Annotated in this window: 19 protein-coding genes; 9 read left to right on the top strand and 10 right to left on the bottom strand. The window is 66.1% G+C overall.

Annotated features, from left to right (window positions below; all coding sequences use genetic code 11):
* Window positions 1-37: 37 nt before the first annotated feature.
* Window positions 38-847 (bottom strand): GAF and ANTAR domain-containing protein, encoded by an 810-nt coding sequence (locus ACZYVJ_RS12110; RefSeq protein WP_463831207.1) that lies wholly within the window; start codon window positions 845-847, stop codon window positions 38-40.
* 569 nt (window positions 848-1,416) lie between these two features.
* On the opposite strand from ACZYVJ_RS12110, the gene ACZYVJ_RS12115 reads away from it, so the two are divergent.
* The 5 genes from ACZYVJ_RS12115 to ACZYVJ_RS12135 all read left to right on the top strand — a co-directional run bounded on the left by ACZYVJ_RS12115 (window position 1,417) and on the right by ACZYVJ_RS12135 (window position 6,388).
* Window positions 1,417-2,310 carry a slipin family protein gene (locus tag ACZYVJ_RS12115; RefSeq protein WP_463832966.1) on the top strand — a complete coding sequence of 298 codons (894 nt, stop codon included), beginning with the start codon at window positions 1,417-1,419 and terminating at the stop codon, window positions 2,308-2,310.
* Window positions 2,311-2,485: 175 nt separating this feature from the next.
* Window positions 2,486-2,932, top strand: coding sequence for a hypothetical protein (locus ACZYVJ_RS12120; RefSeq protein WP_463831208.1), 447 nt, complete (start codon window positions 2,486-2,488; stop codon window positions 2,930-2,932).
* An 88-nt stretch (window positions 2,933-3,020) separates the two neighbouring features.
* A complete protein-coding gene (locus tag ACZYVJ_RS12125) occupies window positions 3,021-3,194 on the top strand; it encodes a CsbD family protein (protein WP_463831209.1) in 174 nt (57 codons plus the stop codon).
* Window positions 3,195-3,892: 698 nt separating this feature from the next.
* On the top strand, window positions 3,893-5,527 hold the full coding sequence (locus ACZYVJ_RS12130) for a fatty acyl-AMP ligase (RefSeq protein ID WP_463831210.1): 1,635 nt from the start codon (window positions 3,893-3,895) through the stop codon (window positions 5,525-5,527).
* 57 nt (window positions 5,528-5,584) lie between these two features.
* On the top strand, window positions 5,585-6,388 hold the full coding sequence (locus ACZYVJ_RS12135) for a GAF and ANTAR domain-containing protein (protein WP_463831211.1): 804 nt from the start codon (window positions 5,585-5,587) through the stop codon (window positions 6,386-6,388).
* 5 nt (window positions 6,389-6,393) lie between these two features.
* Here the strand turns inward: ACZYVJ_RS12135 and ACZYVJ_RS12140 are convergent, their stop codons facing one another.
* The 8 genes from ACZYVJ_RS12140 to ACZYVJ_RS12175 form a co-directional block, all read right to left on the bottom strand.
* Window positions 6,394-7,152, bottom strand: coding sequence for a GAF and ANTAR domain-containing protein (locus ACZYVJ_RS12140; protein WP_463831212.1), 759 nt, complete (start codon window positions 7,150-7,152; stop codon window positions 6,394-6,396).
* Between the two features lie 44 nt (window positions 7,153-7,196).
* On the bottom strand, window positions 7,197-7,904 hold the full coding sequence (locus tag ACZYVJ_RS12145) for a GAF and ANTAR domain-containing protein (protein ID WP_463831213.1): 708 nt from the start codon (window positions 7,902-7,904) through the stop codon (window positions 7,197-7,199).
* 333 nt (window positions 7,905-8,237) lie between these two features.
* Window positions 8,238-9,494, bottom strand: a complete 1,257-nt coding sequence (locus ACZYVJ_RS12150; protein WP_463831214.1) for a fatty acid desaturase family protein — start codon at window positions 9,492-9,494, stop codon at window positions 8,238-8,240.
* A gap of 495 nt (window positions 9,495-9,989) precedes the next feature.
* On the bottom strand, window positions 9,990-11,168 hold the full coding sequence (locus tag ACZYVJ_RS12155; protein ID WP_463831215.1) for a SpoIIE family protein phosphatase: 1,179 nt from the start codon (window positions 11,166-11,168) through the stop codon (window positions 9,990-9,992).
* Entirely contained in the window at window positions 11,159-11,959 is an 801-nt protein-coding gene (locus tag ACZYVJ_RS12160; protein WP_463831216.1) for an alpha/beta fold hydrolase, read from the bottom strand. Before ACZYVJ_RS12160 ends, ACZYVJ_RS12155 begins: the two co-directional genes overlap by 10 nt.
* Window positions 11,960-12,067: 108 nt before the next feature.
* On the bottom strand, window positions 12,068-12,265 hold the full coding sequence (locus ACZYVJ_RS12165) for a hypothetical protein (protein WP_221045815.1): 198 nt from the start codon (window positions 12,263-12,265) through the stop codon (window positions 12,068-12,070).
* Between the two features lie 126 nt (window positions 12,266-12,391).
* Entirely contained in the window at window positions 12,392-13,525 is a 1,134-nt protein-coding gene (locus ACZYVJ_RS12170) for a glycosyltransferase (protein ID WP_463831217.1), read from the bottom strand.
* 499 nt (window positions 13,526-14,024) lie between these two features.
* Window positions 14,025-16,160 carry an acyl-CoA dehydrogenase family protein gene (locus ACZYVJ_RS12175; protein WP_463832967.1) on the bottom strand — a complete coding sequence of 712 codons (2,136 nt, stop codon included), beginning with the start codon at window positions 16,158-16,160 and terminating at the stop codon, window positions 14,025-14,027.
* Window positions 16,161-16,502: 342 nt separating this feature from the next.
* Between ACZYVJ_RS12175 and kstR the strand changes: the two genes are divergently transcribed.
* Complete coding sequence (gene kstR, locus ACZYVJ_RS12180; RefSeq protein WP_221045813.1) at window positions 16,503-17,102, top strand: cholesterol catabolism transcriptional regulator KstR; 600 nt, start codon at window positions 16,503-16,505, stop codon at window positions 17,100-17,102.
* A 12-nt stretch (window positions 17,103-17,114) separates the two neighbouring features.
* On the opposite strand, the gene ACZYVJ_RS12185 is transcribed toward kstR, so the two are convergent.
* A complete protein-coding gene (locus ACZYVJ_RS12185; RefSeq protein WP_463831218.1) occupies window positions 17,115-18,194 on the bottom strand; it encodes a LacI family DNA-binding transcriptional regulator in 1,080 nt (359 codons plus the stop codon).
* Window positions 18,195-18,321: 127 nt separating this feature from the next.
* On the opposite strand from ACZYVJ_RS12185, the gene ACZYVJ_RS12190 reads away from it, so the two are divergent.
* Genes ACZYVJ_RS12190 through ACZYVJ_RS12200 form a run of 3 tightly spaced genes read left to right on the top strand, consistent with a single transcriptional unit; the run spans window position 18,322 to window position 20,929 of the window.
* The gene (locus tag ACZYVJ_RS12190) at window positions 18,322-19,257 is read left to right on the top strand and encodes a metal ABC transporter solute-binding protein, Zn/Mn family (protein WP_463831219.1); all 936 of its coding nucleotides are present in this window, start codon (window positions 18,322-18,324) and stop codon (window positions 19,255-19,257) included.
* Complete coding sequence (locus ACZYVJ_RS12195) at window positions 19,254-20,069, top strand: metal ABC transporter ATP-binding protein (RefSeq protein ID WP_463831220.1); 816 nt, start codon at window positions 19,254-19,256, stop codon at window positions 20,067-20,069. Before ACZYVJ_RS12190 ends, ACZYVJ_RS12195 begins: the two co-directional genes overlap by 4 nt.
* On the top strand, window positions 20,069-20,929 hold the full coding sequence (locus ACZYVJ_RS12200; RefSeq protein ID WP_463831221.1) for a metal ABC transporter permease: 861 nt from the start codon (window positions 20,069-20,071) through the stop codon (window positions 20,927-20,929). Before ACZYVJ_RS12195 ends, ACZYVJ_RS12200 begins: the two co-directional genes overlap by 1 nt.
* Window position 20,930 lies beyond the last annotated feature (1 nt).

The following is a 20,930-nucleotide window of genomic DNA, read 5'->3' on the forward strand; positions in this document are numbered from 1 at the left end:
GCAGCAGTTCGGGCGTAGGCCGACCTCCCGGTCAGGCTCAGGTCAGATTGTGCCGGGCGCGGGCGCGAGCTCGGCGCACGGCTTCATCGACGATATGTTCGGCCACTTCACCCAATTTGCGGTGTTCGACTTGGCTGATCGTCCGCAGCTGAGTGAACGCCTCCTCCGCACTGCGCCCGGTGCGTCCCCGAATCAGGCCGATCGCCTGATCGATCACCGGTCGCGTCGACAGCGCCATCCGCAACTGGGTGGTCAGCGTCAACGCGTGCGCGAGGATCTGTGCATTGTGCACCGCCACCGCCGCGGGTTTGGCGAACAGCTCCCCCAACTCGGCGGCGTGCTCATCGAAGACGTCTTTGTCGTGGGCGTAGACATTGATAGCTCCAATCACCTGATCCGAGAGCAGCAGTGGCAGCGACAGCGCACTGTGCACCCCCAAACGCCCCACCCGGGGACCGAAGCGCGGCCACATCTTCTCCCCACCCAACGACCCAGACCGCACCGTGCGCCGCTCCAATGCTGCGGTAATGCAGGGCCCCTCCTTGAGGGTCACGTACTGGATCTCGTCGATCTCGGCGACAAACGGAGCGCTGGCCGCCAACGCTTCCACCATGTTGTCCCCCCGGTCGACCTCCAACAAGGTCACCCCGGCACCGTCGGCACCCGGTATCGCGTGCACCGCGAACGTCGACACCTCAGCCAGCAACTCAGGCAAGCCCAGACTGCCCGCCACCAAGCCCGCCAGGTCGTCGATCCCGGCCCGCAAATCGGCCGCATCGGCACTGGCCTGCTGCACGCTCAGCGACGCCAACGGCAAACCCCTGGCGTCCTCCGTAAACTCCGTCATAGCTGCGCCCAATTATCTTGCCGGAACTGCACATCCACACCGGAGCCCGGCGCCCCAGCCGCGGACCAACCGTCAAAAGGCGGTTGTCAAAATAATAGTAGCGCCCACTGTTGAGACGGACTGTGAGAGCGACGAGCCGGTGCGTGTGCGAAAAGCAGACACCGTCACCGGATTCCGGTGTCGGCGGCCAGACGATGGGCCCGACAGTGTTGCTGCCTGCTGTCTATGCGTCGGAACCCCCCGCTGCGCAGCATTGACGAAGTGGCTAGTCAATACGAGCGGTCAAACGGGTGTAGCGTCGAGGGTGCTGAGAATCTCAGCTGGTCCGGGATGAGTTCGGCTGTCCGCCGCCTAACTCAAGGAGCATCGGCTCCGAACCCTCACACGCCGTTGATCAATGCGCGTCAGGTCACCCATCACCACTTCACTCGATTCCCCTCAGCCCACCCACGCGCGGGCGTCCCAGATCCCGACGACGCCTGCCTCGCCGGCTAACTCACGCCTGACATCGGCTTCGTTTGCGACGAGGCCCGAATGCCAGATCCCTCGATATCGTTGAAGGACATGCCATGAAAGCTCTGATCATGCTGGTGGTGGTGCTGCTCGTTGTCGCCCTGGCCGTGTTGTCGTTGTCGGTCAGAGTGGTGACCCAGTACGAGAAGGGGGTGTTGTTCCGCCTCGGCAAGGTGGTGGCGGTTAAGGACCCCGGGCTGGCCTTGATCATCCCGGTCATCGACCGGCTGATGAAGGTGTCGTTGCGAATTGTGACGATGCCGATCCAGTCCCAGGGCATCATCACCCGCGACAATGTCAGCGTCGACATTTCGGCGGTCGCTTACTTCCGGGTTATCGACGCGGTGAAATCGGTGATCGCCATCGAGAACGTCCACGCCGCAATCAACCAGATCGCGCAGACCACCCTGCGTAAGGTCGTCGGCCAGCACACCCTTGACCAGGCGCTGTCGGAGACCGACACCATCAACGCCGATATCCGAAAGATCCTCGACATCGCAACACTTGAATGGGGTGTCGAAGTGACACTGGTCGAGCTCAAAGACATCCAGCTGCCCGACAGCATGAAACGCGCGATGGCTCGGCAAGCCGAGGCCGAGCGTGAGAAGCGAGCCAAAATTATTGCGGCAGAGGGCGAATCGATGGCCGCAGCCGCGTTGGGTGAGGCGTCGGACACGATGATGGCACACCCGCTGGCGTTGCAACTGCGCAACCTGCAGACGCTCGTCGAGCTCGGGGTGGAGAAGAACACCACCATTGTTTTCCCGGCACCTCTCATGAGTGCGATCGGTGAACTGGGCGCCTTCCTCGCCAGAGAAAATGCGGCCGCCGCGTCCCCACCCCATCCGGTCAGCACCGCGATTGGGGCCGGCACGTCGACGCAAACCGGGCCTCGGCCGACGAATGGCGTCGTTGCCGGACCCGGGTCCAAGCCCGCTGAAACCCCCTGACCGGCCGTACTTTCCGGCCGCACCCACCGTGATGTCATACGGGAGCGAGCAGGCTGCGAAACGCACGTGAAATGGGATACTCCAACTGTAGACCCACACCAGGGGTCAACGGTGTTGACACGGTTGAGATTGAGGCGTGTAATGAACTTCTGCACTGCAAATTGGAGACTTCGACATGATTGTCATCGTTGGATTGGTTGTTCTGCTCTTCGCCGTCATCGTGGGATTCAGCGGCGTCCTCAACAATGCCGGAGCCACGCATCCGTTGAGCGAGAACTTCTCGGTGTGGGGCTATCACGTCACGGGGTCGACCGGCACCCTGTTCCTCTTCGGGATCGCGATTGGCGCGCTGGCGATGCTGGGTATGAGCGTATTGCTGGCCGGTGCGCGGCGCACCGCGGCACGCGGCCGCGACGCCCGACGTGAACTGCAAAGGTCCCAGCGTGAAGCGGAGTTCTTGAACAGAGACCGCGACTTCGACCGCCAGCCCGCCGTGGCAGGCGGCGCAACCGTGAACTCGGAAACAGCAGGGATCCGACCGAAAAGTAAGTGGGGTCCCCTCGTCCGCCGGTCGTACGGTCGACAACCGACCTCCCCGCGCGCCGGTGGCGGACGCTGGTAGCCGCCAAGTCAAGGCGACACGCACGGCCTCAGTCGCCAGCTCTGGGATACCTGAAGTAAGAACGCGCAACGAAAATAGGTGAGAAGCAATGACTATCGGTAAGAAGATCGCCCATAAGCTCGAAGGGGCAAAGGGCGCCACCAAGAAGATTTTTGGCCGCGCCACCGGTAGTACCCGCCTGCGTACCGAGGGGCGCGCCGACCAATTCAAGGGCAATACCAAACAAGCAGGGGCCAAGGTCAAAGACGCCTTCAAACACTAACTCGGGCAGCCAAGGCCCGCGCCGCGCAAGCGCAAGGCCGAGAACTTTCGCGGGAAGACCATGCATGGCGCGCATGTCACGGGCTCTCGGCGATGGGTGGTGTCTGCGACCGGCTGCAACCACCCGAAAACACCGTACGCGCACGCCGGTGGCGTTCTGACGTCTAAGGCACCCTTCCGGTATATGGTGTGGTGCGGTTGACTCCCCAGCCTCCCGGAAACGTCCGGTGGCGATCTGTTCAAGGTCCCCGCCTGTACCGTGTCCGCACACCGCATAGCCGACAGTTACAGGGTCGTGCTGTTGGACCGACATCGACGGAGTCGCGTGCTCAGGGCTTCAAAGGGGACGACCGCAGCTGGCGGAGATTCGGCGCGCCTCGGCACCTGGGTGCCGGTCAGTACGTATGGTCATCACGTCTGCACTGCTCGACCCCTCGCTTCGCCCGGAGTGACGGTCCCGTTCCGGTGCGGGTGTGAAAGGAGCAGGCGCTCCCGCCGCAGTCAGCGTCAGCCTCAGTTCCGGGCCGGCGGCAGTCACAGCGCAACGGCACGAGTGGTCGCGGCGCGCCCGCAATTTTCGAGGCGAGCTTCGCGGCTCATACCCACCCATTCAGCGCTTACGCGTCATGCGTATACGCCCTTGAACACCCGCACTCGCAGTCGGAGGTCAACCGCAGCGCCGGAGCCAGAGGGAGGATCTTGAGTAAATTCACCGACACCATGTATGGCACCGCCCAGTCCAGTTCGAAGGGCCTGGTCACCGGGGAGCCGAACTGCCCGGTCAGGCATACCTGGGGCGAGGTGCACGAGCGGGCCCGTCGGATTGCGGGTGGCTTGGCCACGGCCGGCGTCGGCTGCGGTGATGCCATCCCGGTGCTGGCCGGCGCCCCGGTCGAGATTGCGCCGACCGGCCAGGGCATCTGGATGCGCGGCGCCAGCCTCACCATGCTCCACCAGCCGACTCCCCGTACCGATCTTGCGCGCTGGGCCCAGGAGACCACCGCCGTCGTCAACATGATCGGCGCCAAGACGGTCGTCATCTCGGACCCGTTCATTGCCGCGGCCCCGGTGCTGTCCGAGCTGGGCATGCAAGTGCTCATGGTCGAGCAGCTGCTTGGCAGCCGCCCGATCGATCCGGTCGAGACCGACGATGACGACGTCGCGCTTCTTCAGCTGACGTCGGGTTCTACCGGGTCACCCAAGGCGGTACGGATTTCGCACCGCAATGTCGTTGCAAACGCCGAGGCGATGTTCACCGGCGCGCAGGTCAACATCGAAACCGACGTCATCGTCAGCTGGCTGCCACTGTTCCATGACATGGGCATGACCGGATTCTTGACCGTGCCAATGTATTTCGGAGCAGAACTCGTCAAGGTCACCCCGATGGACTTTCTGCGCGACACGCTGCTGTGGGCCAAGCTCATCGACAAGTACAAGGGCACCATGACCGCGGCGCCCAACTTCGCCTACACGCTGCTAGCGAAACGCCTTCGCAGGCTGGCCCAGCCTGGCCAGTTCGACCTCTCCACCCTACGATGGGCCCTGTCGGGCGCCGAACAGGTCGAACCCGCCGACGTCGAAGACCTTTGCGAAGCGGGCAAGCCGTTCGGATTACGTCCGGACGCAATCCTGCCGGCTTACGGCATGGCCGAGACGACCGTGGCCGTGTCGTTCTCTGAGTGCGGCGCAGGCCTATTGATCGATGAGATCGACGCGGACCTGCTCGCCGTACTGCACCGGGCTGTCCCCGCGACCAAGGGCAAAACCCGGCGACTGGCCACGCTCGGACGTCTCCTCCAGGGCCTGGAGGCGCGCATCGTCGACGAAGACGGCAACATTCTGCCCGCCCGCGCGGTCGGCGTCATCGAGGTGCGCGGTGAGCCGGTGACGCTGGGTTACGAAACAATGGCCGGATTCGTCGCGGCACAGGACGACCAGGGCTGGTATGACACCGGCGATCTGGGTTACCTCACCGAGACCGGTCACGTCGTCGTCTGCGGCCGGGTCAAGGACGTGATCATCATGGCTGGGCGGAACATCTACCCGACCGACATCGAACGCGCCGCCGCGCGCGTGTCGGGGGTACGGCCGGGTGGCGCCGTGGCGGTGCGACTGGAAGCGGGTCACGCGCGAGAGACGTTCGCGATCGCCGTGGAGTCCAACGACTGGCAGAACACGGCCGAGGTGCGCCGCATCGAGCAACAGGTGGCACACGAGGTTGTTGCCGAGGTCGACGTCCGGCCGCGCAATGTGGTGGTGCTCGCGCCCGGAACTATCCCCAAAACGCCGTCGGGCAAGCTGCGGCGCGCCCACACGTTGGCACTGGTCGGCTGACTTTCGGTACTCGACCGAGAGTAAGTTTGTGGTCGAGGGTGTACGCGAGGAGGGAAGTTGGCCGACTTCGACGCCCAACCGAACCGTATGATGCCGCGATTGCCCGAACTCTCCGCTACCCAGCGGGAGGCAGACGAGGCAGAGCTCTACGCGGGGCTCCGTGGAGTGGCCGGGATTGTGGCCGTTGGCCGCGGGGTGATCGACCTTCTCCGGGATGTGGCGGAGTTCGCGGCGCAGGCTATTCCGGGCGCCGACGGTGTCGGGGTCGCACTGATCGATCCGGAGCAGGGCATCTCCGGCGTCCGTACCTGGGCCGCGACAGCGGTGCTCGTCCACGACATCGACACCGTACAGTACAGCGAACTGCACGAAGGTCCGTGCATCACCTGCATGGAGTCCCAACGCCCTACCGTGAGCGGATCGCTGGGCAGTGACATCCGTTGGCCGCACTTCGGTGGCCGGGTGGCCCGCATGCGCACCCACTCCGCGTTAGCGCTGCCGCTGATCGTCGGCGACCAGGTAATCGGTTCGATCAATGCCTACGCAGCAACCCGCGACGCGTTCGCCGACCACGCGGTGCAGTTAGGGTCCCAATTCGCCAAACCCGCCGCCGTTTCGGTGTACAACGCCCAGTTGCTGGCCGTCGCACATGAACGGACACTGCGATTACAGCGGGCATTGGACAATCGATCGGTGATCGATCAGGCGATCGGCATCATCCGTAGCCGATCGGGTGCGGGCGCGGAGGAGGCATTTGAACGTCTCGCCCAGATCAGCCAAATTGAGAACGTCAAGCTGCACACCGTCGCCGAGCGGCTGGTCGAGGAATCCGCGCGACGCGCGCGAGCGCGGCGTCGCTGAGGCCGCTAGTGCGGTCGCGCGGCCGGGAAGTCGGCCAACTCCGCCACAAGTATCGGGCGGGAATACCGATCAGTCATCAATCTGCGGGAAACGTCGGTCAAGTGTTCGCCGTGGGCCCGCGCGTAGCTCCGCAACAGTTGGAACGCCTCCTCTACAGATACATCCAGCATTTCGCGGAGGAAGCCCTTGGCCTGCTCGACGATGACGCGGCTGTTCAGCGCGGAGCGTAAATGCGGCACGAGGACGGCGGGTGTGGGTGCGTGTTCCTGGAGGATCGCGACACATGCGATGTGGGCCAGGGTCTGGCCAACGAGCAGATCGGCCTCGTTGAGCCCGCCCGGGCGGGTGCCGAACAAGTTGAGCGCGCCCAACACGATGCCAGCGGCGCGCATCGGGACGGCGTGCACGGAGGCGAAGCCGGCGCCAACGGCGGCGGGGACGAACCGCGGCCACCGCTCTATTGCCCCTTGGATGTCGGCGACCGAGACCGGTTGGCCGGTGGCATAGCAATCCAAGCACGGGCCTTCGTCGGCTTGTAACTGGAAGAGCTCGAGTTCGCGGGCCCGCTCCGACGTCGCGGCCAGCAGGCGGAGCTGGTTCAGCGGGTCGGCGAGCAGAAATCCCGCGGCGTCGATGTCGAGCAGCTCAGCACTGCGCTCCGTGAGCACGGTCAGCAGCTCAACCACGTCGAAGTCGTCGAGCAGGCTGTCGACGAGCGAGACGACGGCGTCGAGTACGCGGGTTTCACGAGGGGTGTCAGTCACTTCGCCCTCTCACTTCCTGGACTGTCTAGTCCGCCAGGCGCACATCAGTCGGCCTCGAGCCGCAGGCGGCGGTCGAGGATGTCGCGCGCGACGTCGGTGGCGCTGCGGCCGGTGGCGTAAGCATGGGCGCGCAGCCGGACCAAGGCCTCGGTCGGCTCAATCTCCAGCTGAGCAACGAGCATGCCGGTGGCCTGGCTGACCTCCGCGCGGCTCAGTGCGTTGAGTTCGGCCCAGGCATTGCTTTTAGGGTCTGCGACCGCCGCCTGCAGGTCAGCGTCCAGGAGATCAAGCAGCGAAATGCCTGCGAGCTCTGCGGCGGCGACAGCACTGGTCAGGCCCTCGCCCGGCAGCGGGCCCGGCTGCGCGCGGAAGAGGTCGAGCGCACCGACGAACTCGCCGGCAACCACGACGGGGATCGCGTAGACGCCTCTGATCTGGTGGGCAAGCATGGCGGGCCCGTACGCGGGCCAGCGAGCCTCCTCAGGATTGGCGAGGTCGACGACCAGAACCGGATTCCGCCGGGCGACAGACTCAAGGCACGGGCCCTCCCCGAGGATGAACTGGAGTTCGTCATACATACGGGCAGGTTCGCCGCTGGCTCCCAGCGTTCCGCTGCTCGCGCCGTCGAACACGATGGAGATTGCGGCTGCGTCAACGTCGAGCAGGTCCACGCAGGCCTCGCAAAGGCGGTCCGCGGCCGCTATCCCGCGTCGGCCGTCGACAGCAGCGCGGAGCTGCTCGTGGATTGCCACATTTAGCCGAACAGGAGCCGGGCGGCAGCATTGCTGCCCAGCTGGCTCGTTGGGGACGTCATCCTCCCAGCCTGTCACTAATTAAGTCGCTTTACGAGCGCGACGCCGTTGTCGTGGCCGACCGGGCTCGGCGGCCGGGTGAATGTGTCATTGACCGGTGCGGTTGAGGAGGAGAATCCTCAGGTGATCGCCGGGACGAAATCGCGTCTACTACGGTGACGGCGGCGAAGAGATCGATTCGCGGTACGTGGTCGGTCTTGTCAATCGCCAGGTACGGGAGTGACCGAAGCGATAACGACCCACACGGCCGAATTCCGTTTCGTGCCACCTTGATTAGGAGGCGTCAGCGGCGAACGGCCGCCGGCTTCGGCGCCCACCAGAGTTGCTTCGGGCGATGATTGCGGTCGACAATCCTCGCCGCTTTGCATCCTCGCCTGCACCCGAGCGGCGCGACGGTTCCCCCGCAATCCGAAACCTGTTCTCCGAGGCCGTTTCTGGTGCGTCGTCAGAAGAAGCGGACAGGAACCGGTCCGGCAACGCCAATTTGAAGATGGTACGCACGGTCAGCAGGTACTGACGAACCAACGGGCCGGTCGTGTACGGAAGGTCGTAAGCGACGCACAACGCGCGGACCCGCGCGGCAATCTCGGGGTACCGATTACTTGGCAGGTCGGGGAACAGGTGGTGCTCGATTTGGTAGCAGAGGTTTCCGCTCATGAACGCCATCACCGGTCCGGCGTGGAAGTTTGCGGTGCCCAGCATCTGCCTGAGATACCACGCGGCCTTCGTCTCATCCTCCAGCACGGCCTCGGTGAACTTTTCCGCACCATCGGTGAAGTGACCGCAGACGATGACCAGATACGCCCACGCATTGCGCAGTCCGTTGGCCACCACGTTGGCCCCCAGGGTACGGCGCCACCGCCGGCGACTCAGCACAGGGAACAGAACATAGTCTTTGCCGACCTGGCGAGCGATTTTGCGGCGCAGGGCTTTTGCGTGGGCCGATTTACCGGCAGCTGTCTTCTCGCGTTCCTGCACCGAGTACAAGCAGTGCAGTGCCACGCCCCACTCAAACAAGAGGGCCAGCAGCACCGCCCGCAACGGTTGCACCAAGGCGCCCCGCTGCCAATTCTCGTCACGAGTGACGCGCATGATGCCGAACCCGAGGTCGTCGTCGACGCCGACGACGTTCGCGAAGACGTGGTGCCGGTAGTTGTGGGAGTGCTGCCACTGCGAGGAGAGACCGGCCATGTCCCATTCCCAGGTACTGGAATGGATTTCGGGATCGTTCATCCAATCCCATTGGCCGTGGCTGATGTTATGGCCGAGCTCCATATTCTCAATGCACTTGGCCGCGGCCAGGGCCGCCGTGCCGACGGCCCATCCGCGCTTGCCTCTGCTCGTGGCAATGACCAGCCGCGCCGCGATCTCCAGGCAACGCTGAAAAGCGATTGCCCGCACGATGTATGCCCGGTCCTTGGCGCCGCGCGAAACCTCAATATCGCAACGGATCGCTTCCAGATCGGCCGCGAACGCCTCGAGGTCCTCGTCGCTCAGATGAGCGTATTCAGGTAATTCGGTAATAGCCATTGGAAATCATCGAAATTCGGGCGCGTTGGACGGCGTATGCGCGACGACACGCAGCCCGGGACAGTTTGCGAAACGCAGCATGAGTAAATAGGTCCGATCTATGGGAGTCAGTCGCACGCGAGCCACGACATCAGGGCGCAAGGTCAGCTAAGCCGGACAATTCTCGGTCAGCAGAACTGCGGCATCGGGCGACAAGCTACTTCTGTCGGCCGCGAATACGGCTGCACTACTGGTGCAGTTACCGTCGTTGCCCTCGTCACCGGAGTCGGACCGTACGGCCTGCCCGGACCCCTAGGGATCCGGAGGGCGTTGAGCCATTCTGCTTGACACACCTGCCTTAGCGGCTCTACGCCGTGAGCCCTGACCGTAGGCCTTCGGGGCACACTCATGCAACACGCTGACGCGTGGGCGACCCCGACGCTACCTCAACCGGCGGATCCCCCGCGCTGCGCGTGACTGTGGTGATCGAATCGAGATTCGCGGCCGGTCAGTGAGTTACTGGAACTCGCCGGCGGAAAGCGGCACGCTAAGCGCCAGCACAGCGACGTCGTCCTCGACTCCCGAACCGAGGCCGTCGAGCAACGCGTGGACAGCTTCGACGATGCCTGACGCCGTCGCCGGCGCATGGGATGTTGCGAAGCGCAGCAGGGCCCCTCGGTCGTCGAATCGTTCGCGGCCGACACCGGTACTGGCCTCGGTGAGTCCGTCTGTGTACAGCACGAGGGTGTCGCCGGGCCCGAGATGGAACCTGATGGCCACGAAGCGCGGTTCGGTGACGAGGCCGACGGCGTGACCCCCGATGCTATCCACGTAGTGGGCACCGCCGTCGGCGTGCAATTGCAGCGGAGGTAGATGGCCGCCGCTGCCGAGCTCGACGTCAAAGCCAGTGCCCCGCCTGGTCAGGTTGCCGTAGATCACGGTGCAGAAGCTCTCGCTCCGGGTGCCGAGCTCCTGGCCGAGGACGGCGTGGAGGTTGTGCAACACCTGCACCGGGTCGTCGTCGGATACAGCCGCGGAGCGCAGCACATACCTGGTCAGTCCGGTGACCACCGCGGCCTCAACCCCTTTCCCCACGACATCACCGAGGAAGAAGCCCCACTTCGTGCGGGACAGCGGGAAGAGATCGTAGAAGTCGCCGCCGACGTCGTCATCGGACGCCGTGTGGTAGTAGTCTGCTGCGTCCAACCCGTTCGGGGGGGACAGCACCGGCGGCAGCAACGAGCGTCGCAGCGTGTCGGCAAACGCCCGTACCCGGTCGTGCTCCGCCTCGGCCCGCCGCCGCTCTTCCAAAAGCTCCCGCTCGTAGGCGCGGCGGTCCGCCGCATCGACCGCACTGATTCGCAGCAACTCCGGCTGCCCGCGCGGGCCTGTCTTGACGTTGGCCGTGAGAAACATGGGCAGGCGTGCACCGTCGGCCGCCACGAGGTCGACCGTGACACCGTTGAGCTCACCGCTCATGCGCAGCAGCGGCTCGAAATGGGTCTCGTAGTGGATCCGACCCCCAGCGGTGAAGAGATCGCTGAAGAGCGTTCCCTGCAATGCATTTGGTTCGTAGCCCAACCAGCGGACCATGGTGTTGTTGATCCGGACGATTCGGCCGTCGGGCCGGGCGATGAGGTGGCCACAGGGACTGTTCTCCCAGAAGTCTTCCAGGCTGGGCTCGCTCACGCCCATCGGACGAACGCCGAAATCGCGGACGCGGTGGCGTCCGGGGCGCTCACCTGGGGGCAGTGGCCAGTGGCATCGAGAGTGATCAATCGACTGTCCGGAACGTGTTCGTGGACATACGCGCCGACCTCGCGCGGTGCGATCGCATCCGTGGCACACTCAATCACCAACGTGGGAATCGGGATCCGTGCAAGGTCGTCGCGGTTGTCGGAAAGGAATGTGGCGCGGGCGAACACGCGAGCATGCGCGGGGTCGTTGCGGCAGAAGGTATCGACCAGTTCGTCCTGCAGCGCGGGCCGATCCGGGGTCCCCATGATGACGGGTGCCATCGCGTGCGACCAGCCCAGGTAATTGAGCTCCAAGGATTCAAGGAGTTCGTCGATATCGGACTGCGAGAATCCGCCCCGATAGCCGTCGTCATCGATGTAGCACGGCGACGGTGTGAGCATGACCAGCTTCGCGAACCGATCGGGCTCGGCGATGACCGCCAGCGTGCCGATCATGGCCGCCACAGAGTGCCCGACGAACACGACATCGCGCAGGTCAAGTTCACGAACTATGTCGACGATATCGGCGGCGTATCCCGTCAGCGACGAATATTTCTGCGCGTCCCAGCACGCCGGATCCGACTCCCCGCAGCCGACGTGGTCGATGAGCAGCAGGCGAAAGTCCCACTGCAGCCGGTCGACGACCCGACGCCACAGCTGCTGATCGCAGCCGAACCCGTGCGCGAGGAGGATCAGTGGCCCGTCCGGAGCGCCAACGATCTTGATGTTGTTCCTGGCGTAGACGTCCACGCTTCCACTGTAAGCCGCCCCCGCGGCGCGGATCGCCGAGCCGTGACGCGGTGAGGATGCTCTCCCCGCTGCAGGCGAGGACCCGGCGAACCACTGCCCCCGGTGGGATCAATCCCAGAAACGGAACTTCTTCCAACTTTTTTCGTCGCCGGAAACGTCGGACCACTCGTCGCGCGCATACGTGTGCGGTCGTTTGACGCCACTGCGAATGACGTCGAGCGTGCCATCGCTGTGCTTACGGTAGGCGTCGCCGAATCGCATATACCTTTCGATTGCTCCGTCTCGCAGAGTCACGGTAACTGCCATAGTTGAACCTCCAAGATCGCCGGCCAAACGCCGACGGTCGTCCTTTGACAACGAATAGCGTTGCGGCGTCGTGTGATTCGCTTAGCCGCAGCAGATTGTTGGATATCGAAGCCGGTGACGTTGTGGTCATGCCCATACCCGTCGCTGCGCAACGACTTGACGCGCCAGCACCAGATAGGCGCCGGCGACGACCGGCCAGGCCATCTCAGGCGCCAATCGGCGGGCCTCGGCCGCCATCGCACCCGCGAACCGCGGCTCCGTCAGCACACGACGCAGGGCAGCTACCAGCGCATCCGGCTCGTCATGCCCGACCACGATTCCAGCGCCGGTTCCCAGCAGCTCCACGGCGTGTGGGAACGCGGTGGCCACAACTGGCCGGCCACTCGCGACAGCATCGACCAGGGCCCCCGAAGTGACCACATCGGCCGAGTCGTACGGCAAGACGACGACGGCCGCGGCCTGAATGAGGGCGGTCAGCATCGGGCCGTTGCGGTAACTCGCATCGAAGAACACCGAATCCGCGACACCACATCGCAATGCCTGAGCGGTCAAGGCATCGCGATACTCCTCACCAGCGGTGGCGAACACCCTGGGCTGTGTCGGACCAGCAATCAGGTACCGCGGTCGCCCGGGCAAACCGCTCAACGACCCCATCGCGTCGATCACCCGCTCGATACCCATGCCTGGTCGCAGCAAGCCCCACGTCAACAGGGTCGGTCGACCGCCCCGGATGCACGCGCTCATCGGCACACTCGCTCGGTGCGGGATGACGGCGACTTTGCGGCGGTCGATATCGAAGCCGCAGCGTAACTTCTCACCGGCCACGTCGGACATCACGATCACTCGATCGGCCCGCGCGGCAATGGCCTCGAACACGGTACGCTGTTGTCGCGTCGGGCTTTTGAGGACAGTATGGGCGATCACAATCGACGGCACGCGCAGTCTCTCGACGATGTCCAGCACCGCATCTTCGTCGACGTCTCCGTGGACGCCGTGCTGATGCTGGATGACCGCAACGTCGCTCTGGTTCAACACGTCAGCGCATGCCGCGACGGAGGCCGGTGAGTCATTGATCAGCTCTCCAATGACGCGGGCGCTCAAGGACGGCGCGGCGTCGGACACTCGCACGACGCTGACGTCGGCGCCATAAGCGGTCAACCCAGAGACAAGCCCGGCGCCGAACCGCGCCGACCCGCATCGCGTCGGTGGAAAAGCACTCAGGATGCCAAAACTAGGGACATTGGAAATTACCGGGTCCACAATGGGATCCGCCGGTCTACGAAGTGGAGCCAAAGCGCTCAAGCGATCCCAACTGCAGTGGGCACCCGGCGTGCCCGGCGTGAGCGGTTGCTCGGCGCGGTCAGCTCGAAATGGCTAACTCATCCCGGATTAGCTGGGCCTACTGATTACATTGACGATACACCAATAAGCGGTTGATAACGCCGGCGCGCAACCTGAGCCCGAAGATCGCGCACTCGCAGCCTTCTACCTCGATCCCACCCATTCATACACCCGTGACGAGACACACTTGAGCACAACGAGTTTCGGTTCACACGGTGGCGGCGTGGTCTGCGCCGCGCCTGCATGCCGCCACGGTTGCGTATCGAAAGGGGCCCGCAGCCTTGTTAAGGCCGCGCGCTGAACTGTCTCAATTGACTGTTTCCCTACGCTTTTCGTCTTTTAAGGGTACCTTGCGAGCTAGCTATCGGCCGTTGAGGCGGGCGAACCCAGGCAACGACCCCAGTGGTCGAAAGCCTTGTCAGCGGGGCAGACCGAGAAGCCGCTCCGCGGCGACGGTGAGCAGGATCTGCTCCGTGCCGCCGGCGATGGTCAGGCAGCGGGTGTTGAGGAAGTCGAACACCGCCTGGTTGTGCACCAGGCCGCCGCCCTCCGAGGAGTCCATCGTGAATTCGGCCAGCGCCTGGCGGTAGCGGACACCGATGAGCTTGCGCACGCTGGCCTGCGCTCCGGGGTCTTGGCCGCCGACGGCCAGCTGGGCGATGCGCTGGTCCAGCAGCGCGCCGGTCTGCGCGGTAACGATCAACCGCCCCAACCGATCTTGCTCCGCGGCGTCGAGGTCGAGCTCGGCCAGCAGCTCGAGAAGTTCCTCCATCGGGTTGCCCAACGCGGTTCCGTTGGCCATCGCGATTCGCTCGTTGGCCAGCGTGGTGCGGGCCAGCCGCCAACCGTCGTTCACCTCGCCAACGACCAGCTCGTCGGGAACGAACACGTTGTCCAGGAACACCTCGTTGAACAACGAGTCACCGGTGATCTCACGCAGCGGACGGATCTCGATGCCCGGCGAACTCATCTCCACCAAAAAGTAGGTGATGCCTTTGTGTTTCGGCGCATCCGGATCGGTGCGGGCCAGGCACACACCCCATTTGGCCTTGTGCGCGGCCGACGTCCACACCTTCTGCCCGGTCAGGTTCCAGCCGCCGTCGGCGCGGACCGCTTTGGTGCGCAGCGAGGCCAGGTCGGAACCCGCCCCGGGCTCGGAAAACAGCTGACACCAAAGGAATTCGCCGCGCGTGGTCCCCGGCACAAAGCGCTCGACTTGTTCCGGAGTGCCGTGCTCGAGGATGGTCGGGGCCGCCCACCAGCCGATCACCAGGTCGGGCCGGGCTACGCCGGCCGCCGCCAGCTCCTGATCGATCAGCAGCTGCTCGGCCGGACCCGCGCCGCGCCCGTAAGGCGCCGGCCAGTGCGGCGCCTGCAGGCCCGCTTCGGCCAGGGCTGCCTGCCGCTTCTCCTCGGGCAGCGCGGCGATCTGGGCGACGGCGGCGGCGATCTCCGCCCGCTGGTCCTCGACCTCGCTCAGGTCGATCCCCAGCCGTCGCCGCACACCCGCCTGGGTCAGCGCGGTGATCCGGCGCAACCAGGTCTCGGCCCCGCCCAGGAACCGGCCGATGGCATGCGCCCGGCGCAGGTACAGGTGCGCGTCGTGTTCCCAGGTGCAGCCGATGCCGCCGAGCACCTGGATGCAGTCCTTGACGTTGGCCTTCACGGCGGCGATGCCGGTGCCCGCGGCCAGGGCCGCGGCGATGGAGAACTGGGATTCGTCGCCCTCGGCGGCGGCGCGCGCGGCGTCGGCGGCGGCCACCTCGGCCTGCTCGGCGCGGCACAGCATCTCGGCGCAGATGTGCTTGATGGCCTGGAAGCTGCCGATCGGCTTGCCGAACTGCTCGCGGACCTTGGCGTAGTCGACGGCGGTCTCCAGCGACCAGCGGGTGATGCCGGCCGCCTCGGCCGCCAGCACCGTCGCTGCCAGCTCCTCGACGCGCACGCGGGTGTCCGATACAACGGTGGCCGGGGCCGCATTCAGCACCACCCGGGCCAACGGCCGGGAGAAGTCGCTGGCTTGTAGGGGCTCGACCTGCACGCCCTCACCGCCGGTGTCGATCAGCAGCCACTTCCCGCCGGCCGGCGCCAACAGCACGGCGCCCTCGGCCACACCCAGCGCGAACGGCAGGTCGCCCGACGCCTTCGACGTCGCGCCGTCGAACTCGAGGTCGCCTTCCAGCGCCAGCCCGGCAAAGCGTTCCCCGGAGGCGAGGGCGCCCAACAACTCCGTATCCGAGCCCGCCTCGGAGAGAAGCACAGTGGCCAGCGCCGTGGTGGCCACCGGCCCGGGAACCAGCGCTTTCGCCGCTTCCTCGACCATCGCGCACAGGTCTTCGATGCTGCCGCCCGCGCCGCCCAACTCCTCGGGGATCGCGACGCCGAAGATCCCCAGCTCGGCCAGCCGGGAGAACACCGGCCGCCAGGCGTCGGACTTACCCTGCTCCACGTCGCGGATCGCCGCGGTGCCACCCGGCCCCGACGTCGAATTGCGGGCCCAGTCGCGCACCAGGGCGCGCGCGGCAAACTGCTCGTCGGTGACGGTCGCTACCACCCTGCGGACCTCCGCGTCCTTGACTCGACGTGACAAGGGGATTGAACCCCTGTCCTGATTGTGCGATCTGCCCGCCAAGCGGGTACCTCTCCATCACGTGTTGGCACGCAACCCGCTCTTCGGAGACTAGAACGTGTTCTAATAGTGCCAGCGATCGACCGTCAAGTCGAACGCCATTACAGCAGCACAGCGCTTGTCCGCGGCGGTATGGAGGTGGGAAATTCACACGCAGAATGCGTATCGTTTGCAATCGAACCGCCGGGAACAGGAGCAAACCGTCACATGCCAGCCAACGCAAACCCGAGCCGCGTGTCTGACGCGCAGCCGCGTGAGGTCATAAACGTGGCGGTACTGGCGGAATCCGAACTGGGGTCTGAGGCGCAGCGGGAACGCCGCAAGCGCATCCTGGACGCCACCATGGCCATCGCCTCCAAGGGCGGCTACGAGGCAGTTCAGATGCGTGCGGTGGCCGATCGCGCCGATGTCGCGGTGGGGACGCTGTACCGGTATTTCCCGTCCAAGGTGCACCTGCTGGTGTCGGCGCTGGGCCGCGAGTTCAGCCGCATCGACGCCAAGACGGACCGCACGGCGATGACCGGTGGCACGCCCTTCCAGCGGCTCAACTTCATGGTGGGCAAGCTCAACCGCGCGATGCAGCGCAATCCCTTGCTGACCGAGGCGATGACGCGCGCCTACGTGTTCGCCGACGCGTCGGCGGCCAGCGAGGTCGACCAGGTCGAGAAGCTCATCGATTCGATGTTCGCGCGCGCGATGGCCGACGGCGAACCGACCGAGGACCAGTACCACATCGCCCGGGTGATCTCGGACGTGTGGCTGTCGAACCTGCTGGCGTGGCTGACCCGGCGGGCGTCGGCCACCGACGTCAGCAAGCGGCTGGACCTGGCCGTGCGGCTGCTGATCGGCGACACCGAACAGGCCTAGTCTCCAACCGGCTCACGCCGGCGGACCGGCGGTGCGGCCCCGGACGAGCTCGGTGTCCAGCAGTTCCACGGCCGGCAGACCCGACCGTGGCGGCTTCAACAACAGCTCCCCGGCCCGGCGGCCCTTCTGCAGGCTGGATTGCGACACCGTGGTCAGGCCGCGGTTGATGGCCTCGGGCACTCCGTCGAATCCGGTGACGGTCATCTGGCCGGGCACGTAAATGCCGTGCGCGCGCAGGTAATCCATGGCGGACAGGGCCAGGATGTCCGCGGTGCACATGAGCGCGGTGATCCGCGGATTGGCCTCCAGGGCCACCTTGGCGGCGGCGCCGCCGGATTCGGGCAGGTGCTCGTAGCTTTCCACCACGGTCAGGGAATCGGGGTCGACCCCGGCGGCCGTCATCGCCTCCCACACGCCGGTGATGCGCTCGCGCTGCACGTCGAACGCGGGTGAGCGCAGCCGGTCGGCGTCCACCAGGCCCTGGCGCCGGTCCCTGCCCAGCCGCATGGTCAACAGCCCGATCTCACGGTGTCCCAGGCCCAGCACATAGTCGGCGAGCTCGCGCATCGCGGCGCGGTCATCGATGCCCACCCGTGAGACGCCGGCGAGCCCCTTCGGTTGGTCGACCACCACGACCGGCAGCCGACGCTGCAGCACCACCTGCAGGTAGGGATCGTCGTCGCACACCGAATAGACCACGAAGCCGTCCACGCCGGCCGAAAGCACCGCGGCCGTCCCGTCTTTGAGGCTGCGGCTGGGCCCGACGGCCACCAGCAGCAGCCCCTGCCCCAGCGCCTCGCACGACTGCGCCACCCCGGTGACGAAGTCCCGCGCGGCGGGGTCACTGAAGAAGTACGTCAGGGGTTCGGCCATCACCAGGGCGACCGCGCCGGCCTTGCGGGTGCGCAATGATCGCGCCACCGGGTCGGGGCCGGCGTACCCGAGCCGCTTGGCCGTCGCGAGCACGCGCTCACGCAGGTCCCGCGAGAGCTGATCGGGCCGGTTGAAGGCATTCGAGATCGTCGTGCGCGAAACGTTGAGCTCGTCCGCCAATGACGCCAGAGTCGCACGCCGGCGCGGTGTGGGACTCACGTTCGGTGAGGCTACAGCGGATCGGGGCCCGCGCCTACGAGCTTCAGCTTGCGGCTTTGTAATGGAAACGGTTTTCATTAGTATTGTGGATCGGCTGACTGGCCGGCGGGAGGAATCGGACGTGCGCATGGCACTGACGCGGCAGCGAACGGCGACGGCCAGAACCGCCGACGCGACGCGATGGCTGGCGGCCGCCCTGGTATTGGCCGGCGGCACGGTGCTCACCGGCTGCGGCGGCACCGCGCACTCGCGGACCATCTCCGTCGTCGCCTCCACCGACGTGTGGGGCAGCGTCGCGCGCGCCGTCGCGGGTTCGCATGTCGCCGTCAAATCCATTCTCAGCGGCGCGGACGTCGACCCGCACTCCTACGAGGTCAGCCCCGCCGACGCCGCCGCGATCGCCGACGCCCCGTTGGTGGTCTTCAACGGCGGCGGTTACGACGGCTGGGTCGACGATGTGCTGGCCCGCCACCCCGGCGCCAAGCCGGTCGATGCCTACTCGTTCCTGGACGGCGACCAACCCCGCAACGAGCACGTCTTCTACGACCTGACCGTCGCGAAGTCGGTTGCGGCCACCATTGCCGACCGCCTCGCGACGATCGACCCGGGCAACGCCGCCGACTACCGGGCCAACGCCGCCGCGTTCGGGCGCGACGCCGACTCCATCGCCGGCGTCGAACACGCGATCGCGACCACCCACCCCAACACCTCGGTGATCGCGACCGAACCGGTCGCGTTCTACCTGCTGAAGGCTTCGGGATTGGTGAACCGGACGCCGCCCACGTTCGAGGCTGCCATCGAGAACGAGACCGATCCCGCACCGGCCGACATGGCGGCGGTCCTCGAACTGGTCAACCGGCATCAGGTGTCGGCGGTGCTGATCAACCCGCAGACCTCCACGACCGCGATCAACGGCCTACGGGATGCCGCGCGGCACGCGGGTGTCCCGGTCACCGACGTGTCCGAAACGCTGACCGACGGCACGGATTACCTGACCTGGCAACGCAATACGGTCAACCAGCTGCAGTCCGCGCTGCAGTCGAGCCGGCCCACGCCGTCATGAGCCTGGAACCGGCCATCGAAAACCCCGCCGAGACCGTTTCGCTGCGCGGCGCTCGGCTGTCCTTCGGCGACCGCGTGCTGTGGGATCACCTGGACCTGTCGGTGTCGCGGGGCGAATTCATCGCGGTGCTGGGTCCGAACGGCAGCGGCAAGACGTCGCTGCTCAAGGTCCTGCTCGGGCAGCTGGCACTGAGCGCCGGCGCCGGGCTGGTGGACGGCAAGCCGATTACCAGGGGCAGCGGACGCATCGGCTATGTGCCCCAACACCGCCCGATGGACGCCGACGTGATGCTGCGCGGTCGCGACCTGGTTCAGCTGGGCATCGACGGGCCGCGCTGGGGCGCTCTCCCGCTGCGGTCCGCCGATCGGGAGCGGCGGCGCGCGGCCGTGCGCCAAGCGCTGCGCCAGGTCAACGGCGAACACCTGGCCGACGTCCGGGTCGGGACGATGTCGGGCGGCGAGCTGCAGCGGGTGCGCATCGCCCAGGCGCTGGTCAGCGACCCGCTGCTGTTGCTGTGCGACGAGCCGCTGCTGACGCTGGACCCCGCCAACGCCAGGCTGGTGTCGGCGCTGATCGAGCGGCGCCGCCAGGACGCCGCGACCACGGTCATCGTCGTCACCCACGAGATCAATCCGATCCTGCCGTACGTGGACCGGCTGCTGTACCTGGTCGACGGCCGGTTCGAGATCGGCACTGTCGAGCAGGTGATGACCAGCCAGACGCTCTCGGCGCTGTACCAAGCCGACATTCAGGTGCTGAAGGTCAAGGACGGCTACGTGGTGGCCGGCGCGCGGGACGGCGGGTACTGCTGATGGAGCATCGGCTCGCCGGCCTGCTGGACCATCTGTTCTCCTTCGACATCACCGCCCACCTGCTCGGCCACGACTTCGTGCAGCAGGCGCTGGTGGCCGCCGCCCTGCTGGGACTGGTAGCCGGGCTGATCGGGCCGTTCATCGTGATGCGGCAGATGTCGTTCGCCGTGCACGGGTCCAGCGAATTGTCGCTGACCGGAGCCGCTTTCGCGCTGCTGGTCGGCTTCGGCGTGGGGGTGGGCGCGCTGATCGGCAGCGCCCTGGCCGCGGCGCTGTTCGGCGTGCTCGGGCGGCGCGACCGGGAGCGTGACTCGGTGATCGGCGTGGTGCTGGCGTTCGGGTTGGGCCTGGCGGTGTTGTTCATCCATCTCTACCCGGGCCGCACCTCGACCAGCTTCGCTCTGCTGACCGGCCAGATCGTCGGGGTCGGCTACACGGGCCTGACCATGCTGGCGCTGGTCTGCCTGCTCGTGATCGCCGTGCTGGCGACGTGTTACCGGCCGCTGCTGTTCGCCACCGTCGATCCCGATGTCGCCGCGGCGCGCGGTGTGCCGGTCCACGCGTTGGGCATCGTGTTCGCGGCCCTGGTCGGTGTGGTGGCGGCCCAGGCGGTGCAGATCGTCGGCGCGCTGCTGGTGATGTCGTTGCTCATCACGCCGGCGGCCGCGGCGGCCCGGGTGGTCGCCTCGCCGGCGGTGGCAATGGTGACCTCCGTGGTGTTCGCCGAGGTGTCCGCCGTCGGCGGCCTGGTGCTGTCGCTGGCGCCCGGCGTGCCGGTGTCGGTCTTCGTCGCGAGCATCTCGTTCCTGATCTATCTGATCTGCTGGATGATCGGGCGCCGGCGAGAGTCCGCCGCATAAG

Source organism: Mycobacterium sp. IDUB_3 (assembly GCF_055419585.1).